Origin of the sequence: Pantoea brenneri, from assembly GCF_038594305.1 — a bacterium.
Taxonomy (GTDB): domain Bacteria; phylum Pseudomonadota; class Gammaproteobacteria; order Enterobacterales; family Enterobacteriaceae; genus Pantoea; species Pantoea brenneri.
In genome coordinates this window covers 509,201-533,814 of the sequence record NZ_JBCGBG010000001.1, presented here as the reverse complement: position 1 = coordinate 533,814, position 24,614 = coordinate 509,201, and the positions used below count along the sequence as shown (strand labels likewise).

At 54.7% G+C, this 24,614-nt stretch carries 18 protein-coding genes; 1 reads left to right on the top strand and 17 read right to left on the bottom strand.

Annotation, left to right across the window (positions count from 1 at the left end; all coding sequences use genetic code 11):
* Positions 1-109 precede the first annotated feature (109 nt).
* The 16 genes from galE to wbaP all read right to left on the bottom strand — a co-directional run bounded on the left by galE (position 110) and on the right by wbaP (position 20,410).
* Entirely contained in the window at positions 110-1,123 is a 1,014-nt protein-coding gene (gene galE / locus AABB92_RS02340; RefSeq protein ID WP_031375338.1) for a UDP-glucose 4-epimerase GalE, read from the bottom strand.
* Positions 1,124-1,165: 42 nt separating this feature from the next.
* A complete protein-coding gene (galF, locus tag AABB92_RS02335; RefSeq protein WP_031375337.1) occupies positions 1,166-2,068 on the bottom strand; it encodes a UTP--glucose-1-phosphate uridylyltransferase GalF in 903 nt (300 codons plus the stop codon).
* A gap of 278 nt (positions 2,069-2,346) precedes the next feature.
* Complete coding sequence (locus AABB92_RS02330; protein ID WP_031375336.1) at positions 2,347-3,687, bottom strand: lipopolysaccharide biosynthesis protein; 1,341 nt, start codon at positions 3,685-3,687, stop codon at positions 2,347-2,349.
* A complete protein-coding gene (locus tag AABB92_RS02325) occupies positions 3,684-4,907 on the bottom strand; it encodes a glycosyltransferase (protein ID WP_031375335.1) in 1,224 nt (407 codons plus the stop codon). Before AABB92_RS02325 ends, AABB92_RS02330 begins: the two co-directional genes overlap by 4 nt.
* Before the next feature lie 4 nt (positions 4,908-4,911).
* Positions 4,912-6,174 carry a colanic acid biosynthesis pyruvyl transferase WcaK gene (gene wcaK / locus AABB92_RS02320; RefSeq protein ID WP_031375334.1) on the bottom strand — a complete coding sequence of 421 codons (1,263 nt, stop codon included), beginning with the start codon at positions 6,172-6,174 and terminating at the stop codon, positions 4,912-4,914.
* A 174-nt stretch (positions 6,175-6,348) separates the two neighbouring features.
* Positions 6,349-8,565, bottom strand: a complete 2,217-nt coding sequence (locus AABB92_RS02315) for a phage tailspike protein (RefSeq protein WP_031375333.1) — start codon at positions 8,563-8,565, stop codon at positions 6,349-6,351.
* Between the two features lie 88 nt (positions 8,566-8,653).
* Positions 8,654-9,688, bottom strand: coding sequence for a glycosyltransferase (locus AABB92_RS02310; RefSeq protein ID WP_031375332.1), 1,035 nt, complete (start codon positions 9,686-9,688; stop codon positions 8,654-8,656).
* Between the two features lie 46 nt (positions 9,689-9,734).
* The gene (locus tag AABB92_RS02305; protein ID WP_031375331.1) at positions 9,735-10,487 is read right to left on the bottom strand and encodes a glycosyltransferase family 2 protein; all 753 of its coding nucleotides are present in this window, start codon (positions 10,485-10,487) and stop codon (positions 9,735-9,737) included.
* 76 nt (positions 10,488-10,563) lie between these two features.
* Positions 10,564-11,481, bottom strand: a complete 918-nt coding sequence (locus tag AABB92_RS02300; RefSeq protein WP_031375330.1) for a glycosyltransferase family 2 protein — start codon at positions 11,479-11,481, stop codon at positions 10,564-10,566.
* Between the two features lie 75 nt (positions 11,482-11,556).
* A complete protein-coding gene (locus tag AABB92_RS02295; protein WP_046288214.1) occupies positions 11,557-12,735 on the bottom strand; it encodes an acyltransferase family protein in 1,179 nt (392 codons plus the stop codon).
* Positions 12,736-12,770: 35 nt separating this feature from the next.
* On the bottom strand, positions 12,771-13,475 hold the full coding sequence (locus tag AABB92_RS02290) for an SGNH/GDSL hydrolase family protein (protein WP_031375329.1): 705 nt from the start codon (positions 13,473-13,475) through the stop codon (positions 12,771-12,773).
* Positions 13,476-13,492: 17 nt separating this feature from the next.
* A complete protein-coding gene (locus AABB92_RS02285) occupies positions 13,493-14,632 on the bottom strand; it encodes an EpsG family protein (RefSeq protein ID WP_031375328.1) in 1,140 nt (379 codons plus the stop codon).
* Positions 14,633-14,912: 280 nt separating this feature from the next.
* Positions 14,913-17,090 (bottom strand): tyrosine-protein kinase Wzc, encoded by a 2,178-nt coding sequence (gene wzc / locus AABB92_RS02280; RefSeq protein WP_046288213.1) that lies wholly within the window; start codon positions 17,088-17,090, stop codon positions 14,913-14,915.
* Positions 17,091-17,102: 12 nt separating this feature from the next.
* The gene (locus AABB92_RS02275) at positions 17,103-17,537 is read right to left on the bottom strand and encodes an arsenate reductase/protein-tyrosine-phosphatase family protein (protein ID WP_046288212.1); all 435 of its coding nucleotides are present in this window, start codon (positions 17,535-17,537) and stop codon (positions 17,103-17,105) included.
* Between the two features lie 9 nt (positions 17,538-17,546).
* A complete protein-coding gene (locus tag AABB92_RS02270; protein WP_031375327.1) occupies positions 17,547-18,686 on the bottom strand; it encodes a polysaccharide export protein in 1,140 nt (379 codons plus the stop codon).
* 290 nt (positions 18,687-18,976) lie between these two features.
* Positions 18,977-20,410 (bottom strand): undecaprenyl-phosphate galactose phosphotransferase WbaP, encoded by a 1,434-nt coding sequence (gene wbaP, locus AABB92_RS02265; protein ID WP_031375326.1) that lies wholly within the window; start codon positions 20,408-20,410, stop codon positions 18,977-18,979.
* A 787-nt stretch (positions 20,411-21,197) separates the two neighbouring features.
* Here wbaP and AABB92_RS02260 point away from each other — a divergent pair.
* The gene (locus AABB92_RS02260; RefSeq protein ID WP_031375325.1) at positions 21,198-22,769 is read left to right on the top strand and encodes a TerC family protein; all 1,572 of its coding nucleotides are present in this window, start codon (positions 21,198-21,200) and stop codon (positions 22,767-22,769) included.
* Positions 22,770-22,782: 13 nt separating this feature from the next.
* Here AABB92_RS02260 and asmA read toward each other — a convergent pair whose 3' ends face one another.
* Entirely contained in the window at positions 22,783-24,606 is a 1,824-nt protein-coding gene (gene asmA / locus AABB92_RS02255; protein ID WP_031375324.1) for an outer membrane assembly protein AsmA, read from the bottom strand.
* Positions 24,607-24,614: the final 8 nt, after the last annotated feature.

Below are 24,614 nucleotides of genomic sequence, written 5' to 3'. Positions count from 1 at the left end.
ATCCTAACACTGACTCCAGGTCTATGAAAGAGACCTGGAACATATAATATTTTGTTTTAAAAATGCAAAAAGCCTGTCATTTGACAGGCTTTTGTTGTTTTAAACTCAACTACTTAAACCCATTCGGGTTCTTGCTCTGCCAGTTCCAGGTATCACGCATCATCTCGTCGATGCCGCGCGTCACGCGCCAGTCGAGTTCGCGGTTGGCCAGCGAGGCGTCGGCCCAGAAGGCCGGCAGGTCGCCATCGCGACGCGGTTTGATCTCGAAAGGAATCGCTTTGCCTGACGCCTTCTCAAACGCTTTGATCATCTCCAGCACCGAGAAGCCTTTACCGCCGCCGAGGTTGAAAGCGGTATAACCTTCAACCTTGCTCAGATGGTCCAGCGCTTTCAGGTGCCCTTCCGCCAGGTCGACCACGTGGATGTAGTCACGCAGGCAGGTACCATCTGGCGTATCGTAATCACCGCCAAACACACCCAGCTTCTCCAGACGGCCAATCGCAACCTGAGCAATGTACGGCAGCAAGTTGTTCGGAATGCCGGCAGGATCTTCACCGATTTCACCCGACTCATGCGCGCCGACCGGGTTGAAGTAACGTAAGGCGATCGCCTTGAACTTCGGTTCGGCTTTGGCGAAGTCACGCATCACCAGCTCGATCATCAGCTTGGAGGTGCCATAAGGACTGGTGGTGCCGCCAATCGGCGTGGTCTCAACGTACGGTACCGGCGCATCTGCACCGTATACGGTCGCGGAAGAGCTGAAGATAAAGTTCCAGACGCCCGCTTCGCGCATCTCTTCCAGCAGCACTACGGTACCCGCGACGTTGTTCTCGTAATACTCGAGCGGCATGCGGGTTGATTCACCCACCGCTTTCAACGCAGCGAAGTGGATCACGGCAGAAATGCTGTTTGAGGCGAACAGGTCACGCAGACAGGCGCGATCGCGGATATCACCTTCAACGAAGGTCGCTTTCTTACCCGCCAGCTTCTCGACGCGGTTAATGGCTTCCCGCGAGGCATTGCACAGGTTATCCAGTACCACAACGTCATCACCGCGCTGCAACAGCGCCAGCACCGTGTGGGAGCCGATGTAACCCGCTCCACCCGTTACTAAAATAGCCATGTGAACTCCTTTCTCTCTGCCGCGGGGTGCGCGGCGAATCTGTTAGTGTTGTTTGGCGAGAATCTTCTGAATCGCTTCGCGGAAATCACGGCCCTGAGCGTTGCTGCGCAGTCCGTAAGAGACAAACGCCTGCATGTAACCCAGTTTACGACCGCAGTCGAAGCTGTGGCCGGTCAGCAGCGAGACATCTACCGTTTTGTGCTTGCTCAGGCTGGCGATCGCATCGGTCAGCTGGATACGGCCCCACGCGCCTGGCTCAGTGCGCTCCAGTTCTGCCCAGATATCAGCAGAAAGCACATAGCGGCCCACGGCGGCCAGGTCAGAGTTCAGCTCAGCAGGATGCTCTGGCTTCTCAACAAAATTAGTGATGCTGCTGATGTCGCCTGGGTGATCAATCGGCTCTTCAGTGGTGATCACCGAGTACTCAGAGAGATCGGAGGTTGGCATGTGCTGCGCCAGCACCTGGCTGTGGCCGGTCTCTTCAAAACGGGCCACCATCGCCGCAAGGTTATAACGCATGTGGTCAGCGGTGGAATCATCCAGCAGCACGTCTGGCAGCACTACCACAAATGGATTGTCGCCAATCATCGGGCGGGCACACAGAATAGAGTGGCCAAGGCCCAGCGGCTGTGCCTGACGCACGTTCATGATGGTCACGCCTGGCGGGCAGATAGACTGCACTTCGCTCAGCAGCTGGCGCTTCACGCGCGCTTCAAGCAGCGCTTCCAGCTCGTAGGTGGTGTCGAAGTGGTTTTCCACCGCATTTTTAGAGGCATGGGTGACCAGCACGATCTCTTTAATGCCTGCAGCTACACACTCGTCAATGATGTACTGAATCATCGGTTTGTCGACGACAGGCAGCATCTCTTTCGGAATGGCTTTAGTCGCAGGGAGCATATGCATACCGAGACCCGCAACCGGGATTACTGCTTTAAGCTTGGTCATATTTATTCCGTTTAATAAAATGAAGATGTGGGTCGATTATGCAGGATCGGCCAGAACAGCAAGTATAATCTTTATCTGAAAATCGGACACTAACTCTCTGTCACACCATGGAAATTCGGCATTTTGCCCATTGCCAGCGATAGCAGAAACTGAATAAAGACAACCAGTAAACGTGATCGGCGTCGGCTGTTTCGGCTGTCGTTGCGCAACCGGCTGAGACCAGCGATAAATGAAAACGGGCGACCCTGAGGTCGCCCGTTACTGTCACTGCTGCTGGCTTACAGCCAGCCTTCAAACCACTCAGGCATCACGAACAGATTGAAGTGATTGACCAGCATCATTACGCCGACAAACACCGCTGAAACCGCGACCCACTGGCGGGCATACGGCATAAACCGAATGCCAATCACCGGCTTGATAAAGAACGGATGCGCCAGCGCCGAGATCAGAATCTGCGAGATGGAGAGCGTCAGCGCCACGTAGAGCACGTTCGGCCAGATAAAGGTGGTCGCCAGCACTGCCAGTACCACCAGGCTTGCCACGATGTTCCAGTAGAACTCGACATTGGTGCGCCCGTTAGCCTGCGAAATCGCCCCGGTCAGGCCACCCATCGGCCGCAGCATGCCAAACAGCAGCATCAGCGGAATCAGGTGATAGACCTGCTCATGCGCCGGTCCATACAGCACCCGGACAATCACCGGTGAGAAGATGCCAATCACCAGGTACATCGCGCTGCTGAACAGCATGATCCCCAGCGTGCCTTTGAGGAACAGTTTCTTCAGCTGTTCGGCATCGTGCTGTTTCTCGGCGAAACGCGGCAGCGCCAGGCGGTTAATCACCGGCGTGACCAGTTTCAGCGGTTGCAGCACCAGCTCTTTCGCCAGCGAGTAGACCCCCAGCATTTCAGCGCCCATTACCTTACCGACCACTAACGCATCGGCCTGGGTACGCAGCTGATTAATGGTCTGCGAGCCCAGCTGGTAGCTGCCGTAACGAATGGCACCAAAGAAGGTCGCTTTATCGAACTCCCAGGTCGGACGCCAGGACTTCTCACCCAGCGCAATCATGCACAGGATGCGGGTAAAGGCGTTGATAAACAGACCCAGAATCGCCGCGGCCACCGTCAGTGAGGTGAACTCCAGCATCGCCACCACGCAGAGAAAGGCAAACAGCTTGGTGCCCATCTCAATCTTCGCCAGCGAGACCATCCGCTTGGTTTTGATGTAGTGCGCCTGATACTGCGACAGATGTCCCAGCACCAGGAAGTTGAGGCTGGTCAGCATAATCAGCCCGACCAGTTCAGGCAGATGATAGAACCAGGCGACCGGGAAGGCGATCAGCAGCATGATCAGACCGGTACACAAACTCAGCGAGACGTTGACCCAGTAGATGGTGCTCTGCTCGCGGCGGGTGATGTTCTGGCGATGCACCAGATAGCTGCTCATCCCCATATCCTGCAACACCCCGGCCACCGCCAGAATGGCGTTGATAATCGCTAACAGCCCCAGCTCGTGGGTTTCCAGTTTGCGGGCGAGAAAACTGAGCTGCGCCACCTGCAGCACCGCAGAAAAGCAGGTGCTGCCGAACAGCCAGATCGCCTGTGACTTAAATCCACTCACGCCAGTCGCTCCAGAATCTGTGCCAGTTCGCCGTAGGCGATATGCTGATTGAATTCAGTTTCAACTTTATGGCGCGCCGCCGCGACCACCGGGGCGACGTCAACTTCACCCTGCGACAGCTTCAGCAGCGTTTCGGCCAGCGCCTCAGGATCGTCTTCTTCCACCAGCCAGCCGGAAACGTTGTTCTCAATCAGCTCCGGGATACCGCTGTGGAAAGTCGAGACCACCGGCAGACCAACCGCCATCGCTTCCATCAGCGCCACCGGGATGCCTTCCATATCGCCATCGGACGCAGTTTTGGACGGCAGCAGGAAGATATCCGCTTCACTTAAGGCGCGGCGGATTTCGTCCTGCGGCTTGAAGCCCGGCATGCTGACGCAGTCTTCCATCCCCTCGCGGGCGATGAAATCACGCATCATCTCATCCTGATCGCCGTTACCAATAATGGTGTACTGGAACTGACCGCCCCGCTGTTTCAGGATCGCACTGGCTTTCACCGCCACATCCAGCCCTTTCTTCTCGGTCAGACGAGCCACCGAGACGATACGCAGCGGTGAGTGAAACGCCTGGCGCGGCTGGAAGTTAAACTTCTCCGGCTCAATCCCCATGCGCGTAACGTGAATTTTTTCCGGCGGACAGCCCATCTCGATCAGTTTGTTCTGCCACAAATGGCTGATCGGTAACATCAGCTCACTCTGGCGGAACAGATTAACGTAATCGAGCTTGTGCTCTTCCAGAATGTGACGACGGGAAATGTCCGCCCCATGAAACACGGTCGCCTGCTTGCCCTTCAGCACACCCAGCTCACGCAGCTTGTTCGCCAGCGCGCCGGCATAGCCGAAGTGCACCAGGAACACGTCCGCGGTAAAGGTCTGGGTGGCGTTGGCGACGATCGACGGCAGCAGCAGCTTGCTCGACTGTGCGCCATAGCGGCGCACGTTAAGCGAACGAAGCAGCGACGGCTTAGTGACCTTCGGCAGCACCAGCCGCAGACGCTGGTTCAGCTTATCGACAATCGAGACCTTCTCTTCCGGCAGCAGATAGTGCGTCTTTGCCGCCAGGCCATACTCATCAAAGGCGGCATGCCGGTTGACTAAATCACCGGGAAACACCGAAATAATCTCCACCTCGTAACCAGCATCAATAAAATGGGTCACCTGATTTAGTACGAATGTCTCAGAGGCAACCGGGAAACGCATGGTGAAAAAAGTCAGTTTCATCACATTACCCTAATACTTTGAGAATCTCTGCAGTGATCCGGTTGCCAATTTCCCTTTCATTCGCAACGGCCGTGTCGACCTTTTGCTTGATGTTGTCGTAATCGGCAAGGACCGTCTGGACCTTGTCGATCAGCGAGCCATCCATCAGGCTTTTCACATCGGTTGCCATCTGCGGCAGACCTAACTGGTTCATCACACCCATCGACTTGTGCTCGTAGTTAATCGCCACGGCCGGGGTGCCAAAGTTCATGGAAATAATCGCGGAGTGCAGGCGGGTACCGATAGTCAGATGACAATGACTCAGCAGGATGCCCAGCTCCAGATCGTTAAACTCGTCCATGATGACATGATAATGCTCAGGTTGTGCCACATGGTCACGCAGCGTCAGCGCCACCATACGGTCATCCTTAGCGTAGCTGTCGATGCCGGTACAGGTCGAGAAGGCGACCACCTGATAGCCGTCGGCGATCATCGCGTTGATCACCCGGCCAAAGGCGGCTTCGTACTCTTTCTGGGTGACGCCCAGACGTTTATCAAACGGCGCCAGTTCACGCACGGTGATAGCGATGGTTTTGCGACCGCTGATAATGCCCTGCCAGTGCAGCAGGTTATGGCTTGGGTTTTCCACTTCACGCGCCCGTACCAGGAAGGCGGTATCCACCCCGGCGGCCACTTTAGAGCTGGTGACGCCATCGCGCTTCATCAGATCAAGGCTGACTGACTCACGTAGCACCAGGCTGTCGACGCGATCGAACACGAAGTTGGCCAGCGCATTAACGCGTGGGTTCTGGAACGGGCCGACGGAGTGACCAATCAGGTAGATCGGTTTTTTCGCCATCAGCGCACACAGCGCGTGGTCAAACTGGGTCACACCGTACAAATCGACGAAGAACGACCCGCCAACCTGAATAATCGCATCATACTTCGCCAGGCTTTCGGTAAACGCTTTCAGATGTGGCGGCACGGCGAACGACTTATACAGGCCGCCCTTGCCCAGATGCGCCATCATAATGTCGGGCATCAAGCGGTTCGCCACTTTACGCTTAAACGAACCGACCAAACCTTTGGCTGACTTGCTATTGTGCAGAAACAGCGAATCCTGCTGAATATCCTGCTGGAGCAAATAACCGGAGCTGGTTGGATAACGGCTAATCACATCAATGTCTAAATCACTGCGAGCAGACTTCATTGAATCAATCAGTCCACGAAGAATCGCGCCATCCCCACGATTCCCACACGTATGGTTACCCACCAATAAAATTTTCATAACAACTCCGAATGAATTTTTTTAATTCTGCAAGCCGCCCAGATCCGCAACGGGCAAAATGAACTCTGTTTAAATAACTGCAATACGGGATAACGCACCCAAAGGGTCCTGCTCCTGTTAAGACCGGCCGCCTCCTTTATGGCGGCCGTCATGCATCGGTGATAACTGAATCTGTTACGACTTGATGGCGAAGTAAGGCAGCGCAACCTGTTTACCGTTGATCACCACCGAGACAAAACCTTCCGGCTTGCTGGTATCAACCTGATCGGCCGACAGCGGCCGCGACGCCATCAGCAGGTCGCCCTGCTCGTTGGCACCGACGCCGGCTTTGCCGTTGTGCAGGCTGAAGCGCTGCGGTGCCCGTTTGGTGGCATCGCCGGCTGGCGGATTACCTGGCTGCATCCGGGCATTCACCCGCGCGCAGCGTCCGGTGACAAAACGGTCTTTACCGGTAGTTTTCACCAGCACCGCGGCCGCCGGGGTCCAGCCCGCCAGTTTGATAAAGATCCGTACGTCGGTGTCATGCTCAGCCACATAGCGCACGTCGACCACCGGCGAACTGCCTTCGGCAGACCAGCTCGCTTCCGAGCGCCCTTTCTTGCGCTGAACGTGGATCACCGCGCGGCCACCGGTGGTTTTGTCGCTGATCAGGTTCATCAGCGGCTGATCGCCACTGCCGTTGCTGAACTGCGCCTGACCAAAAATTTCAATCTCCCACGAATCACCCACCGTCGGTGAGTAGAGGCTGCCGAGATCGAACCAGGTTTCCTGATTGGTGTTGTTCTCTAACCGCCAGCGCGAGGTGATGTAGTTGTACTTCAGGCTGCCATCCAGCGCGACGCCGTACGACTCAACGCGGGTTGAGCCCATCTCCCAGATGCTGAGCAGACGATCGCCCTGGCTGGAGTTGTCAATCCAGCTGCCTGACTGCAGGCTGGTCTGACGCATATTGAGTCGGGTGTTGTGTGCGATCAGCGGATTCTTACAATCCTCAAGGCTCAGCGCATCGACGATCCACTGACCGTTCGAGATGTCGCCCGGGTTGTCGCAGTGCTCAATCCAGCCGTTGTGAATAATCGACTGACCGCAGCGCGGCAGGTTCAGTACTTTACCGCCACGGCAGTGCTGGGCATTGAAGTTAGATAACTCAATCGCGGTACTGTGGTCCCACTTGCCCTGCTTCTGCCCTGACCAGCCGGATTTGATCACGTCGCCGCTGCAGCGCGAGGCGTACCACTGGTCGATTTTACAATCCAGCGTGTCCTGCAGGCTGATGGCGGTACCGCCGACAAAATTGAAACGCAGGCAGGCGCCACGGAAGTACTGACCGCCAGGACAGGTATTGTGGAAGAAGCCCTGTTTGTTCGGGTTCTTGTCACTGTTACCGTTGAAAATCAGGTTGGAAAGCTCAACCCGGCGCGCATTCATCGAGAAGATGAACTCTGACTTACCGTCAGAGACCACGGTAGTGGCCGGGAAATAGCCGAAGTTGACCATCGCGCCTGACACGCGGAAGAAGTTGAGATATTTATCGCCAAAGTCGCAGACTGAGACAAAAAAGGTCCCGGCCGGGAACTGGACGCAGATTTGCTGGTTAGCCTGCTGCGACCAGGTAAACATCGCCATGATCGCCGGCGCGGTGTCGGTTTTGCCGTCGGCAATCGCACCGAAATCAAACAGGGTTAAGCGGTTGAAATCCTCAACCACCCGACGCCAGTGGAAACCCTGGCCGGCAAAGTTAACGCCGCCATCATCCTGCGCTGGCTGGAAGCTGCCGACAAACTCGCCGCCGCCGACTTCGAAGCCGTCGTGCCAGCTTTTCAGCTTCACTTTGGCCCCTTCGAACAGCGGACGGGTTTTACGTAACTCTTCCACTGACGGGATTTCACCAATCAGTTGGTAACCGGCCGGCTGCGCCAGACGCTGGCTGAAATCAGCCGCGCCAGGACGGCTGACGTCGGTGATGTTAAACAGCATCTGGCCGTTATTGTCTTCAACCGCCATCGAGTGCGACGGATCGGCGATCAGTGCCGCATTGTCTTTAATAAACTGCGAAAAATTGCCTTTATTCAGCGCCACCGGCTGGGCGATCTGCGACACGTTGCCGCTGGCATCGCGCAGGTAGACCGGGATCTGGTTGCCCGGTTTGCTGGCGTCGGTGCCAGCTTTACCGATCCACAGTTTGCCTTCAAAGCCCTGCCAGAACTGCGGCGGCATGGCGTAAACGTTTTCCGGCGTCAGGATCGGCACATCACCTTTCGGTACATCAGTGGCATCGACCGGCTTCAGGGCGATACCGTTACTTTTAGCAGCGTAGCTGGAAAAGGTGCTCACGGAGAGAGCCCCCACCAGAGCGGAGGCGGCGGTCTGTAAAACTTCTCTTCTTTTCATGCATCAATTCCCGTAGTCAATAAGGCCGGATAATCGGCCATGGCGGTGTCCCTGAGGCACGTCGCAAGGGTGCTTTTCCAGCACCGAATTACACCAACGCCAGCCAGCTTTGCTTGATTTGATTTCCGTCGAATTTCAGCGCGGTCTGTTTTGTTTTTTCGCTCATGGCATAGAACAGGGCGTCATCGCTGGCGAGTTGTTCCATCCGCGCCAGAAAGGTGCTTTTGTCATTCATCGGCACCAGGAAGCCATCTTCACCGTGATTGATGATTTCCTGCGGTCCGGTCGGGCAGTCATACGCCACCACCGGCAAAGACCAGGATTTGGCTTCCAGCAGCACCAGCGGCAGGCCTTCATAGCGTGAGGTCATCAGCGCCATGTCGCTGTCGCGGTAGTAATCGTTAATGTTGCTGACCTTGCCGACAAAGTTCACGCTGTCGGTAATGCCCAGCACCGCAGCCTGATCGTGCAACTGCTGACGCAGTTCGCCGTCACCGGCAATCACCAGCGTCCAGTCAGGATGGGAACGGGCAAAGTCGCGCCAGATATCCAGCAGCAAATCGAAGCCCTTCTGGTTATCCAGACGTCCCACGGCCAGCGCCTGACGATGACGCGTCTGGCGTTGATAACCTTTGTAGACCACCGGATTCGGGATTTGCTTGCTGGGAATGCGCCAGCGGTTGAACACCTGATGATCTTTATCGGTCAGAACAATCACGCGGTCGTAGTAGCGCAGCAACAGAAACTTGAGGAACTTGATCGGTTTGCTGAAGGAGTTAATGGCGATATGTTCGCAGGCGTAGGCTTTGCCACGCTTTTTCTTCATCGCCAGCAGGTTCCAGAAGGCGAACATCACGCTGAGGCGACCCATGCTGATCAGGAAAACGGTGTCGAAACCCTCTTCATGAATGCGGGCCACCGCGCTCTTAATCGGGTTGCTCTGCCCTTCAAAGCTGACGATCTGTTTGACGTGCTCAAACGGATAGAAGGTTTTTCCGCTGCCTTCCAGCGAGTAAATGGTGACGTCGTGCGTTTCGCCAAGACATTCTGACATGAAGTTACAGATGTTCTCGGTGCCCGCATACGAGTAGGCATCTTTGATCACCAGGACGATTTTTTTCATGAAACGCTATCCACCTCAAATAATAAAGACAATCCTGCCGATTGGCTTAACGATGCTTCAGGGTAAACAGCACGCCATTCACCATATACCAGCCGTAATAGTAATAGATTTTTAAAGGATTGTTTTTATAGATAATTCTTAATAATTCGAGGTGCCATTTCGCCGCTTTGTTCTTATTGCGGGAAAGGGAATCACCTAATTCGTAATAATTGACCAGAATGGTCTGAATCACGCGTGCCTGCTGATAGCGGGTGAACAGTTCATACAGGAAAAGGAAGTCTTCGTGACCCTTACGCTGGAAGAAGATGCCCTCTGGCGGACGACGGAAACAGACCGACGAGAAGCAGACGCGATACTGCTTCTTAACGAAGTTCTCCTGCTGCAGATAGGGCTTGCTGTAGGTGATATCGTGCTCAGCGTTGCGGGTTTTGTAGTGATATTCGGTGATGACAAAGTTGTCACCCGCGGCGATTGCCGCCACCTGCTGCGCCAGCTTGTCAGCGTGCCATTCGTCGTCACTGTCGAGAAACGCGATGATCTCTTCGCTGGAGGCCCGCAGCCCGACGTTACGGGTTTCGGCGGCGCCCATGTTGACGGCGTTGTCCAGAATGGTAATGCGCGGGTCCTGACACTGTTCCCGCACCCAGGCGAGTGAATCGTCGGTCGACTTATCGTTGATCAGGTAAAGGTGCCAGTCGGCATAACTTTGATTGATAACCGATTGCACGGCGCGTAATACCGTCTGACGTGCGTTATACATAGGCATGACAATGCCGACGGTTCCAACGTGATTATTCATCTTTAACCCAGAATAATAAGCAAAATAGAGAGAGAGCTGCTCCTGGCATCAGGAGCAAAGAGAAGCTGGCTGCGCATCAGGAGAGCGCTTTTTCACCGCCAAAACGCGCCCGGACCTTGTCTTTGACCCGGTTCATAAAGTAAGCGCGATTGTCCTGGTTGGTGAGGAAGAAGTAGCGGGCAAAGGTCAGGCTCGCCATCAATCCCTTGCCGTCCATCTTGTAGCGCAGCGGCAGCTTAAAGGCTTTGTAGGTGTGGATGTCACGCGGGGTCAGGTGCGGTTTCATTGCGTCGAGCCAGAACATCGAGTAATTCACCGACTCGCCTTTGTGTTTCGAGCCGAACTTCGTCACCAGATGGTAGTTGGCCAGCGGCGCAGCGATCATCACGAACTCATAGCCCATGCGATCGGCACGAATGCAGAAGTCGTAATCCTGATGGCGGATATAGCGGGTATCGAACTGAATTTTTGCCGCATCTTCGCGCTTCAGCACGATGGTACTGGTCTGGATAAAGCCGTAGCAACCGAACAGGTACTCTGCCACGGTTTCATTTTTACCCGGTGGCTGCATCGGCATCACTTTCAGAAAAGCGCCATCCTGATAGATGTTCACCTGGCTGAAAATCACCACGTTCTGCTTGCCCTGGGCCTCCAGCTGAGCAATTTTTTCGCTCACCTGACGCAGCTTATCGGCGTGCCACTCATCATCGGCGTCGAGGAAACTGACGTAATCGCCGGTTGCCAGCTCAATACCTTTGTTGCGCGCGCCTGCGCCGTTGAGTTTAACCTCGGAGAGCACCAGGTTAATGTTCAGGTCCTGATAGCGCTCGCTGCGCACCACTTCAGCCAGAGCGGCCGCATCGGCGGACTTATCATCAACGATGATCACTTCAAAATTGCGATACGTCTGCGCTTTAACGCAATCCAGCGTCGTCACAATCGATTCTGACGCATTATAAGCAGGAATTACGATGGAGAAGCGAATGTCCTTCATTGCCAGCACCTCATTAAAAACAGTTCCAATTTCAAAGATATAACGTTTGGACGTAGCAGGGTAACCGGTGATGTCCTAATTTGTCGGCGAGGTTTCGATCGCCACTTTTTTCTTATTGCTGCTGCCGATGAACGGTTTTTCCACATACAGATAAGTCAGCTTCGCCACGTAAAACGACACCACAAAAAACAGCGTGGAAAGCGCGGTATAAAGAACAAAATCGTGCTGCAGCGAAGGCAGCGGCAGCTGCTTGATAAAATAGAGCACCACGCCGTGCATCAGATAGAGGCTATAACTCACTTCGCCAACCGACATCAGGGTCTTATTTTCCAGCAGGCCAAAAAGCGCATTGCCGCTGCTGACGATGAAAAACACCAGCGCCAGGCAGCAGAGAAAGATCAGGTAGAAGAACTCGCTGCTGGTAAAGAACAGCGCCACCACGGCGAGCACAATCGCCAGTCCCGCAGCCCGAGCTGAGTTGCGGCCCGCTACCCAGCGGTCGCGGTACTGCCAGGCCAGATAGCCCATCGCAAACCCGAGCACCGGACGGGGATCGGTATAGGCGGTGCCCCACAGCCGCAGCGCCACCGCAATCACAAAAATCACCCCAATCGACCCGAGGATCAGCAGCGTTTTGTAGCGGCCGCCGGTCACGCGATTAAGCAGGTAATTCAGCGGAATCGACAGATAGAGCAGCCATTCCAGCCGCAGCGTCCATTCGACGCCAGAGTTAACATTGGCGGTCATAAACGACCCGATGTGGTAATTGCCGACAAACAGCAGCCACAGCATCGCCTGCTTCAGCGACGTCAGGTCCGGCACCAGGTCGCCCTGTAACCAGCCAATCGTCATCACTACCAGTCCCGAAAACCAGAACATCGGCACGATGCGGCGCAGGCGCGATTTCATCAGTTTGTGGGTCAGCTCGCCGGGCGTCAGACCGTCGTTATCCAGCCAGCGGTAAAACAAAAAGGCGGAGATCATAAAAAACAGCGCCACGCCAAACTTGCCGCTGTTGACAAAAAAGTTGCCCTGCGAAATCAGGGAAAAATAGTCTTTATCAAATATCCAGTCATGATCGCGTGCGTAGACATAATGCGCGAAGTGCGAAAAAGCCACGATGCTGGCCAGCAGCGCACGCAATCCGGAGATGCTTTTAATCCCGCTTTCGTTGTAAATGCCACGATGGAAAGAGAATGCGCGCAATACCAGCAGCGCCAGTCCCAGTGAAAGCACCATCATCAGTACGTACATTCCGCCCTGCTCCTGAAGTCCATAAAATCATAAAGTTAGCTGGTGGTTTTAAACACGCTGTCAAATTGCTGGCTTAGCAGCTCAAAAGTTTGTTCAGCTTTCTTTTTATAAAGTGTTTTGGTCGGGTGAATACAGTCGGCAGACATTTCGCTGCGCCAGTCATCCTGCTGCTTAATCAGCTGATACTGACGAACAATCGGCACCTGCTGCTGCTGCGCCACCTGATTCAGCTGCCAGACGTAAGGCCAGACGTTCCAGCGCTCGGCCCGTCCACACAGCGGATTCGGCTGTTGCAGCACCACCTGCTTGTGATGCGCTCGGGCGGTTTTAATCAGGCTGGTCAGGGTACGATTAAAATCCTCAGGACTTTCTGCCCCGGCCGGCCGGTTTTTCGCCGAGTAGATGCGCGCATCGTTAATGGCGTAATTGATCAGGATGATACGCGCATCGGACTGCGCCATGCGCTGCTCCCAGCTGACCGGCGACCTGATCAGCTCAGTGAGCTGGGCACCGGGCGAGCCGTGATTCTCGATGCGCACCGCCGGACCATATTTCTGCTGCAACATCTGCTGCAGATAGCTGATTTCGTTCTCTTTGCTGATGATATTGCGGCCGCCTGACGAGGTCACACCGGCGGTGGTGGAATCGCCATAGGCCGCGATAACAATCGCGGCCGGCGCGCTCGCCGCCTGTACCAGCAGCGGCGAAGCGATCAGCAACAGCGGCAGACAGCGTTTCATCGTCAGCCCCCGTTTCATCAGTGAACCAGTTTAAATTCGCGTGCCACCTCGTACCCCACCACAGCCTGTTTCAGGGAAATGGTGTTGTAGTAGAGGTAGTACATCTGGAAGAAGACAAACATGGCAAACATCGCCGGCTTCCAGACCCGTTTCGACTGGTAGATCAACAGCGTCAGAATGATCGGCTCCACCTGCAGCAGGTAGTTCGACAGACGCGCGCCGGAGGAGTAGTTGTAGAAGAAGATCCTGATGCCGCCGCCGATGGCAAAGGTGATGATCAACAGGTAGTTCATCCGCCAGGCATCGTAGTTATCGCGCTTGAGCTGGTTGCTCAGCATGAAATAAACAAAGATGAACACCAGCGCGACGTTTTTCAGGTTGGAGACCGAGAAAACGCTACCGGTGGTGGCCGCGGACGAGTTGTCGTTGTTGTAGTTGGCTGCCCTCTCCCCGAGTGCCCCGAGGTGACCGGCGATGATCGAGACGAAGCCCATTCCCCCGACTTTGGAGGCCGGAATACTCAGCACGATAATCACAATCGGCCACCAGCGGCGTTCACGCATGAACAGGAACGGGATCAGCGTCACCACCATCACGGCGGTGTTGTGACTAAGGAATGACAGCACAAAGAAGCCGGTCGCCAGCCAGTAGCGCTTCAGGTAGAGCGCCCAGATCACCCCAAGGAACAGGGCCGAGCTGAGACCAAAGCGAATCTGGTTCATATCTTTGTTAATGAAGATATGCGCCGAGTAGAGCGCCAGCGCCATCACCGGATACGGCGACATCTTTTTAAAGAAGATCGCGTTGGTGCCCACCGCCAGGATCGAAAAAACGAACAGGAAGGTGCTGGCGTTATGGGAAATCAGGCTGGTCAGGGTGGCGATAGCAAAAATCAGCGGCTCGTAGCGGAAGAACGCCACGGTATTGAAGAAGCCGTTGACCTGAATACGCCGGATAAAATCTTCAAAGAAGTTGCGGTATTGGTAGTCATCCATCCCGGTGCCGAGACCGCGTATGCCGCCGAACACAATCAGCGTTACGGTCGCGATGCAGAGCAGATACGTCAGAAGATGGTTGGTTCGTTCGTCTTTTTTCAGCAGGAGTTCAACCAGCGAAATCACCAGTAAAAACCCTGATACATACCAATATGGAGCCATGGTGTGATTCCTTAATTCCACAAGTTCTCATGCCAACAGTCGGCGACGCTGATTGCCTTCCCGGCTGACGTCTCAGCGTGCCCGGCGCGCCGGCCTTTCAGGGCGTGCGACAGGCTGATGCCATGCTGGTGATGAATTCTGTTGAGTGACGCTCGCCATGCGATTTATACCTTCATCGCTTTTGTTGGTTATATACAGAATCACCTGTGTAAATTGATGCGTGTCGTCATTCAAAGGTGCGATAAAAAGGGGCGGTCAGACCGCCCCTGCAACTCAGTGATTAGCTTTTGGTTGGTTTACCGTATTCGTAATCGTAATAGTCATAACCATAGCCATACGCATTGGCTGCTTTACGCACCACGGCGTTGAGGATCACACCTTTAATCTCAATACCGTTCTGGGCAAAGCGTTTGAAGCTGACATCCACTTCTTTGGTGGTGTTGGTTTCGAAACGCGCCACCATCAGCGAGGTGCCGGCCAGCTTACCGATAATTGACGCATCGGTAACCGCCAGAATCGGTGGCGTATCGATTAACACCAGGTCGTAGTTCTTGCTCGCCCAATCCAGCAGCTCACCCATACGACGATGCATCAGCAGTTCAGACGGGTTCGGCGGAACCTGGCCACGAGGCAGGAAGTCGAAACCGTAAACGCCCTGCTGAATCAGCGCCGGGCTGAACTCAGTTTTACCGGACAGCACGTTGGAGAGACCCGATTTGTTTTCCGCGCCCAGCAGTTCGTGGGTATAACCACGACGCATGTCGCCATCGATAAACAGCACGCGCTGACCCGCTTTCGACACCAGAGTCGCCAGGTTGGCACAGATAAAGGTTTTACCAATACCCGGGCTGGCACCGGTGATCATCAGGATGTTGTTTTTGGCTTCCATCATCGCGAAGTGCAGGCTGGTACGCAGGCTACGAATCGCTTCGATGGAGAGGTCAGTCGGGTTACCCAGCGCCAGCAGCGTTTCGTGCGGATCGGTTTTCACCTTGTTACCGCGACGCGCCAGGGCTTCGGTGTCCTTCTTACGCTGCCACTCTGACAGGGGAACGCTGGCGTAGACATTCATGCCCAGCTCTTCCAGCTGATCCGGGTTTTCAATGCCGTGATGCAGCAGCGCTTTCAGCAGTACCAGGCCGACCGACACGAACAGACCTAACAGCAGGCTGGCGGCGATAATCAGCAGTTTCTTCGGTGCTACCGGCGAGTTAGCGGTTTCGGCGCCATCGATGATGCGAACATCACCTACGGTGCTGGCTTTGCTAATGCCCAGCTCTTGCTGACGGTTCAGCAGCTGCATGTAGATCTCCTGACCGGACTGCACGTCACGGGTCAGACGCAGGATTTCCTGCTGAGTCTGTGGCATACCAGAGATTTTCTTGTTCAGCTGTGCCTGCTCACCTTCCAGCGTTTTGCGTTTTTCCAGCAGCGCGCGGTAAGTCGGGTGATCTTTGGTAAACAGCTGAGACACTTCGGCTTCACGGAACGTCAGTTCGTTCAGCTGGCTCTGCACGCTGACCGAAGAGTCGAGTGCTGATTTCGCTTCCAGTGACAGGTCAACCGATTCGTTCTGACGACGGAAGGTGTTCAGCTTGTCTTCCGCTTCATCCAGTTTGGCGCGAACCTGCGGCAACTGGGTGCGTAAGAACTCCAGGCTCTTCTCCGCCTGCTCAGACTTGCGCTCAACGTTCTGCAACAGATAGTTGTTGACGATCTGGTTCAGCACTTTGCTGATCTGCTCTGGATCTTCACCCAGATATTCCAGGCCCAGCACGCCAGTGTCTTTACCTTTGTCAGCAACGGTCAGGTTAGACAGGACCGAACGGATCGCCTGCAGGTTGTTCAGCTTGGTCACGGTGAAGCTGGTGCCTTCATCGGCGTGAATCTCGCTCACCAGCATGGTGATGTCGCCGTGCGACTCCAGCTGACCCACTTTACCTTTGAACAGCTCATCGCCATCTTTCGACACGGTGTAGCTGTCCGGACCGGTTACTTCCAGTTCAACGTTACGCTTGTCGATAGTGCGTGGGATTTCCAGCCGCGAAATCGCGATGTTTGACGGCTTGTTGCCCATCAGGCGTGACAGACCTTTACCGATTACCGGGAAGTAGTTCTGCTCAACCACGGTATCCAGACCCAGATCGTCAACGGTTTTGCCGATCACCATGCGCGATTCAAGAATCTCGATTTCAGTATCTGAAGCAGGTGTCGGTGGCAGAATGCTGTCCAGTTCGTTCAGAACGGTGCTGGCATTCTTCTGCTCAACCTGGACTAAGGCATCGGCGCTATAAATCGGTGTCGCAAACAGTGTGTAGAGCGTGCCCGCCAGCATAAAGAAAGCGGTAACGGCAACAATGATCCAGCGATGATCAATAAGCTGTCCCACAAGATGCGCCAGATCCCATCCATTCGAATCCTCTCCCGGCGCGGTTCTAACCTTGTTTTTTATATTCATGGATAATCCCAACTATCGGCTTAATACGTTGACCCATTTCTGGGTAGCGTTTTCCAGTAACCCGTAAACCTCTTCAAAGGCCTCACGGCTTTTTCTGTACGGATCCGCAATTTCTTTCTGATTGAGCCAGTGCCCAAGCAGCATGGTTTTGCCACGCGCGGCCGGGTCAATGCGGTTCACCTGTTCAATCTGACGCTTCTCCATCACCAGAATCAGGTCAACGTTGCGGCACATTTCTGCCGTCAGCTGTTGTGCCTGATGTCCTTCCAGCGACAGGCCATGTGCGGCCGCTACGTCGCTGGCAGTCTGATCGGCCGGACGCCCTACCAGGGCACCCAGACCGGCAGAACTGACCCGGATATTGGGAAGCGCGCGTTTAAACAAGCGCTCTCCGGTTGGAGAGCGGCAGATGTTGCCGACGCAAACGACTAACACGGACGTAATCATGGTGAAACCTTAGTTTGACCAGTTGCGGATACGCAGTGCGCTCTCGCTCACATCGTTGATACCCGCAATGGTTGGCAGTAATTGCGAGATCACACGGTTCCAGCGCGTAAGCGGCGTGGAGGTGACATAGACGATGTCGTACGGTTCCAGTTGGAATTCAGTACCCATGACCATTGATGCCGCATCTTTGGTATTCAACTGATAGATGTTGGCAATCTTGTTGCGATCGGTGCCGCGCAGTGGACGGATAACGAACACGCCGGTGGCGTCAGAGGTGGTTTGATCCATCCCGGCCGCATTGCCCAGCGCTTCAGCCAGCGTCATGCCGCTGCGATCCATTTTCAGGGTCGCCTGCTGCTTCACTTCGCCCATCACAAACACTTTCAGATCGTCATTACGCGGAACGTAAAGGATATCGCCTGGATAGAGCAGATGGTTCTGGCTCAGATCGCCGTTCTGCATCAGAGCCTGCAGTGAGACGCGCTGTTCGCGACCGTTGTGCGTCAGCACCACGTTGCGCCAGTCTGCATCCGCTGCCAGACCGCCTGCGGCGTTGATGGCATCCAGAATCGTCAACGGTACGTTGGTAATCGGCTGCTGACCTGAAGTGGTCACCGAACCGGTCACGTAGGTCTTCTGCGATTTGAACGAGGCGATGCTGACATCCACCTGCGGGCTTTCGATGTACTGCGCCAGGCGACGGGCGATTTCGTTACGCACTTCACCTACGGTACGGCCAGCGACGCGGACTTTACCAATGTATGGGTAGAAAATCGTACCATCGGAATGTACCCAGTTACCGGTGTCGCTGGCGCTACGGTACTGACCGGCCGGCGTGGTTAACTCAGGGTGATCCCAGACGGTCACGGTCAGCACGTCGCCGATGCCGATACGGTATTCATAGTTCTGAATTTCGTTCTGCAGAGAAGGGTTCGCCTGAGCCACCAGAGGCTTAGGACGCATTTTCTCTACCAGCGTTGGGGTTAACGGAAAGACGTTGACGTACTTATCGATGTCAAAGTTGCTGTCCTGCTGCTCGATGACATCTTTTCCCGATGTGGAAAGGCGCTGACCTGGTTCGATCGTACACCCGCTAAGAAAAGTGGCAGATACCAGCAAGGGTATCAATTTCATTTTGATTGTAATCATTTAGATCTTCGCTATCAGTTATTGATTGATAGAGGCGAATACGCCGCTGTGTAAGCGTCCAACAAAAAGTAAAACTAACTTAATTAAGCACTGAACCTGTCGTTCATTATCCTTTGCTCCAATTGTTATAAGTAGTAACCATCCATCAGGGCGGAATAACAGTAGCAGAGGATTACGCAACGGTAATGACAATCTACTTTCTCCCTGACGATGGCCGCTAACAACGACACGCCTGACAACGGCACCGAACCACGAGAGCGCGCGGTTAACGCGCTCTTATCGCCTCACAATCAATACGCACCGTCTCGCTTCAACACCACACCGACTGTTTTAAACAGAATGGCGATGTCATTCCACAGTGACCAGTTTTTCACGTACCACGAGTCGAAATAGACGCGGGTTTCGTAGTCAACATCATTACGACCGCTGACCTGCCACAATCCCGTCATGCCTGGCTTTGCCATCAGGTAATAATCAACATCACCGGCATAACGACAGAGTTCATCTTCAATAACCGGACGGGGACCGACCAGGCTCATGTCGCCGCGCACCACGTTCCACAGCTGCGGCAACTCATCAAGACTGGTTTTACGGATAAAATGGCCCACTTTGGTGATGCGCGGATCATTTTTCAGTTTGAAATCTTTGTCCCACTCCGCGCGCGCCACCGGGTCGGTACGCAGCACTTCTTCCAGCACTTCTTTAGAATTAATCACCATCGAGCGGAACTTCAGGCATTTGAATTTACGGCCATTCATGCCAACACGCTCGTGTCCATAAATCGGTGGTCCACCGTCACGGCCGACCAGGAAACCCAGCACCAGCAGCGCTGGCATCAGCATCAGAATAATCGACAGGGCACCGACGATATCAAAGGCGCGCTTCAGGAAACGCGAGGTGCGTTTCGCCAGATTGTTCTGTACGCGTAAAATCATCACTTCGTGACTGAAGATATACGCCATATCGGTGCCATACAACGGCACGCCGCGTAATGTCGGGATGACCGATACCGAACGACAATTGTGCATCGCCAGCGATTTCAGCCATTTATCACGGTACTGGCTCTGCTCGAACTCTACCGCCACGATAAACTGGGTTTCGCTGTTGGTCAGGCTCCACAGCTCCTGCTCATCACGCAACACCGGTACGCCGTCGAGAATGCTCTGCGGACAGGTGCCATCCACGTCGTAGAAGGCGATAACGTCAAAACCCATCACCTCTTCGCTCTGCAGAGCCTGCCAGGCTTCGTGGGCATTTTTGCTGCTGCCGATAATAATGGTTTGCTTTTTCCACATCCCGTAATGGTTAAGCACCCGCTTAGAAAGCGCGCGGCAGGTCGGGATGAAAATAAGCGCCAGTACCCAGGTCAGTAACCAGACAAAACGCGACATCTGCCACTGCGACAATGCGGTAATCGACAGATCAATAACCGAGAATATAAGAATGGTACGAAAAATTTCTTTTAATTCGAACCAGAAAGGTTTGCGGTATGTATAGTGGCGCAGCCTTACCCAGAACCAGCCAATACAAATTACTGACAGGCAGATGTGGGTGGCAATTTTTAAATTCATTTCTTTTTCAGAAATATCTGCCAGTGGCGAATCAGACTGCATATTAATTAGCATCATCGCCACAAAGAACGCTGCGTTGAAACAAATTAAGTCTGAGCAAGCCAGCATTAATTTGGTGATAAGACTTTTAAACGTAAATTCTGTATCGCGCATATTTAACTCTTTATTTTATTTCCTTAAACCCGCCACGTCTCTCACCTGTATATTTATTGAGCGGTATAAATTCTCAGGGCTGAGCCGTTTCTGAGGGGAGCTCCTGCGGCCTTTACGCCAACGATCTTAACCATAAAACCAGCATTATTGTGATTAATTCCAACAGATTACTCTGACTTTAATCGACCTTAACGGCGCTCAATTAATAAACGATAAACGCGATTCAGGCACGCTACCGCCCTTGGCTGTCGCTGCCAATACCGCTGTCATCATTCATATTGCTCTGCACGGGGCGTCGTATTGACGCTTAATGCATCAGTTATCGGACGAGATCACAATTCACAACATTTGACGTCGATGGGTCACGCGAATTACGACATGGGCGCAGACTTTTGCAAACTCGTTGCTATACTAGTTATTACTGGCTTGTTTACAAGTAGGCCCCGCCATCCCTGGACTATTTTAGGAAAAAGACTACCAGCCATTAGTATTGACGCCACAGCAGCAGTGCAATCCTTTCTTCATAATTCAGATTAATGCCATGTCGCCATTAGGATAAATCGCATAAGCAATACAGCGGGATATCCCTGCATTTGAAAATATTACCCGTCATCTGTGCTGCTAACTCAGTGTGGATTTAATCAAATCATCTTCAACGCAGAGACAAAATTATTGCGGCTAAATTGCTGCCAGCGGTTGCTCACCGCCGGTTCCGGCATTTGTACCGGGCGTCACACTCCACTATCATCAGACAAAATTCAATTAAAGACATTCAGGTGAATAACGCATGCTGGAGGTTATTGCAGATCCGTCGCTGTGGGCAGGATTAGTCACGCTAATCGTTCTTGAACTGGTTTTGGGCATCGATAACCTGGTGTTCATCGCCATTCTGGTTGAGAAGCTGCCTGCGACGTTGCGCGACCGTGCCAGGGTGATTGGCCTGCTGCTGGCGCTGGTGTGCCGTTTACTGCTGCTGGCCTCGCTCTCCTTGCTGGTTACGCTGACCCAACCGTGGGTGACGCTGGCCGGTCACGCGTTTAGCGCGCGCGATCTGTTACTGCTGTCAGGCGGGATTTTCCTGCTGTTTAAAGCCACAACGGAGTTAAATTCGCGCCTAGAAGGCCATGATGATGACGCCGGTCAACAAAAAGGCGGCGCTAAATTCTGGCCAGTGATAGCGCAAATCGTGGTTCTGGACGCCATTTTCTCGCTCGATGCGGTGATTACGGCAGTCGGAATGGTGAATGATTTACCGGTGATGATGATTGCGGTGACCATCGCCATCCTGCTGATGCTGCTGGCCAGCAAACCCCTGACCCGCTTTGTCAACAGTCACCCGACCATTGTCATCCTCTGCTTAAGCTTTTTACTGATGATCGGCTTCAGCCTGGTGGCGGAAGGCTTTGGCTTTGCGATTCCGAAAGGCTACCTCTATGCCGCCATCGGCTTCTCGGTGCTGATTGAGGCGCTGAATCAACTGGCGCAGTTTAACCGTCGTCGGGTGCTCTCGGCCGGCCGGCCGTTACGTCAGCGCACTGCCGAAGCGGTACTGCGACTGCTGCGCGGCGAGGCGGAACCGGCAGAGCTGGATGTCAAAACCTCCTCACTGATTGCCGACAGTGACGCCACGATGCTGTTCAACCGCCAGGAACGGGTGATGATTGCCCGGGTGCTGGGACTGGGACAGCGCCACGTTAACAGCATTATGACTTCGCGCCACGACGTTGAGCATATCGACCTGAGCGACGATCCGGCTGAGATCATGGCGCGCCTTGACCGTAATCAGCATACCCGGATTCTGGTTACCGACCACTCCAGCGAACCGCTCGGCGTGGTTCACGTTATCGATCTGCTGCATCAGTCGCTGCATAACAACTCCCTCGATTTGCGGGCGCTGATTCGCCAGCCGCTGGTGTTTCCTGAACGCCTGACGCTGCTTCAGGCGCTGGAGCAGTTTCGCCAGGCGCATACCCATTTTGCCTTTGTGGTGGATGAGTTTGGATCGGTTGAGGGGGTGGTCACCCTGAGCGACGTGATGGAGACCATTGCCGGTAATCTGCCGAATGAGGCGGGCGAAACCGACGCGCGCTACGATATTCAGGTTCAGGGCGAAAACCACTGGATCGCCAACGGGCATATGCCGCTGGATGACCTGGCGCTGTATGTGAAATTACCGCTGGAAGCACAGCGGGATTACCATACGCTGGCTGGCTTACTGATGGACCGGCTGCAACATATTCCGCAGGAAGGGGAAGAGGTGCAGCTGGGTGACTATCTGTTGCGGACGCTGCAGGTAGAAAATCACCGGGTGCAGAAAGTCGAAATTCTGCAACAGCCGGCGATGGACTATCAGGTCTGAGGCGCTGCGCCGGTTACGGGCGCAGCAGCTTCTGCATATTCTGTTTATTGTCGCTTTCCGGCTGACGCTCGATCCATTTGTCTAACCGCGACTTCGCCTCGTTCTGCAGCCGGTCGCGCAATACCTCATCCACCGGCAATGAATATTGCAGATCGTTCCAGCTGCCGTACATCCGCAGCGGGATTGGTTGATCGGAGAGCGCGGCCACCAGCTCTTCATCGCCTTTCCAGCCGCTGATCTTCAGCCCCAGCGTCACGTCGAGCTGCTGCTGCACCATGTTCACTTTGCCCTCTCCCTGCAGCGCCAGATGCTGACCGTTGCCGCTCAGCTGGCTGAAGCTGAGTTCGCCGCGGTTCAGCGCCAGCTGGCCGCTGATCTGATCGATGCCCTGATCCGGCTGGTCGTCGCTGCTGACGCGATTACTGGCCCGCGCCACCGCGCGGCGCACCATCTGCTGCAGATTGAGCTGTGCCAGTTTGAGATGGCTGGCGCTGATCGCCGCCCTGCCCTGCCAGCTGCGCTTCGCCTCGGCCACGCTCAGCGTGTCACCCGCCAGGTTGCCGTTCAGGCTCACCGTTCCCTGCAGGCTTTCCGGCAGTTCAAAGGCTTTAAGCAGCGGCTGAATGTCAATCTGACTCAGCGCGGGCTGCAGGCTGATGTGGGTCACTGGCTGACGGATATCAATGCTGCCCGGAATCGAGAAACTCCCCTGCCCCAGACTGCCTTTCAGGGTGTTAAGCGTCATCAGGCCGCGTTGATTGGTGGCATCAATGGCCAGCCCGGTCAGTGGTAATCCGCGCCACAGCGCCTTATCGGCCTGCACTTTGAGCGCCAGGTCAAGGCTGTTAAGGGGTGAATCTGCGTTACTTGTCTCGCGCGGCTGCGCAATCACCGGCGAACGGGCTACCGTCGCCCGCTGTGCGCCCGGCGCGTCAGCCACCGACGTATCGGTCAGTAAATTGTCCAGATTCAGGTTACTGGCTTTGAGGTCGAGCGCCAGCCGCTGCGGCATTGCCAGGCGACCATCGGCCTGACCGGTCAGGGTGCTGTCGTTGGCGGTTAGCTGCAGATTGCGCAATGCGAACTGCTGGTTATCGGCGTTCCAGTCAGCCTGGACACTCAGCGTACCTTTGATCCCCTGCGCCGGCATATCCGCACCGGAGAGGGTGTAATCGAGCTGCTCTATCTGACCGCTGAGGCGGTGCGGATACTGCGCCGCATCCAGCTGGCCTTTCAGGTTAACGGTGGCGTTGCGCTGATTGCGCGTCAGGCTGGAACTCAGGGTCAGCGTGGCTTGCTTACGCGCATCCTGTTCCAGATTGAGATTGAAATCGCGGAAGTTATATTCGTCGCCGCCCGGCTGTTGCCAGATCAGCAAACTGTCGGCTACCCGCAGCTGGGCGATATCAAAAGACCAGCCGGTGGACGGCGCAGAAGGCTCGGCGTTACGCGGTCCCTGCGGGGCGTTTTTCGCCGGTTGCGCGGCGCTGTCGGGCGTAACCCGCACCACCGCATTTTTCAGCATCACCTGGGTCACGCTCAGCTGATGTGACAGCAGTGGCCAGAGATCGACATCCAGTCGCATATTGTCCGCCGTCACCAGCGGCTGGCTGGCACCGGGCGCGGTCAGGCTCATGCGGCCGGCCAGAATGCTGAGCTGCGGCCAGACGTGCCAGCGCAGATCGCCGCTGACCTGAAGCTGATAACCACTGCGTTGTTCAACCTGTTGCACCATGTAGGCACGAAAGTCGTTGGGATTTACCAGCAGCACCAGTGCGGTCATTCCCGCTACGACCACCACTAACAGGATGGCCAGCGTGGTTATCACTCTCTTCATTACATCCT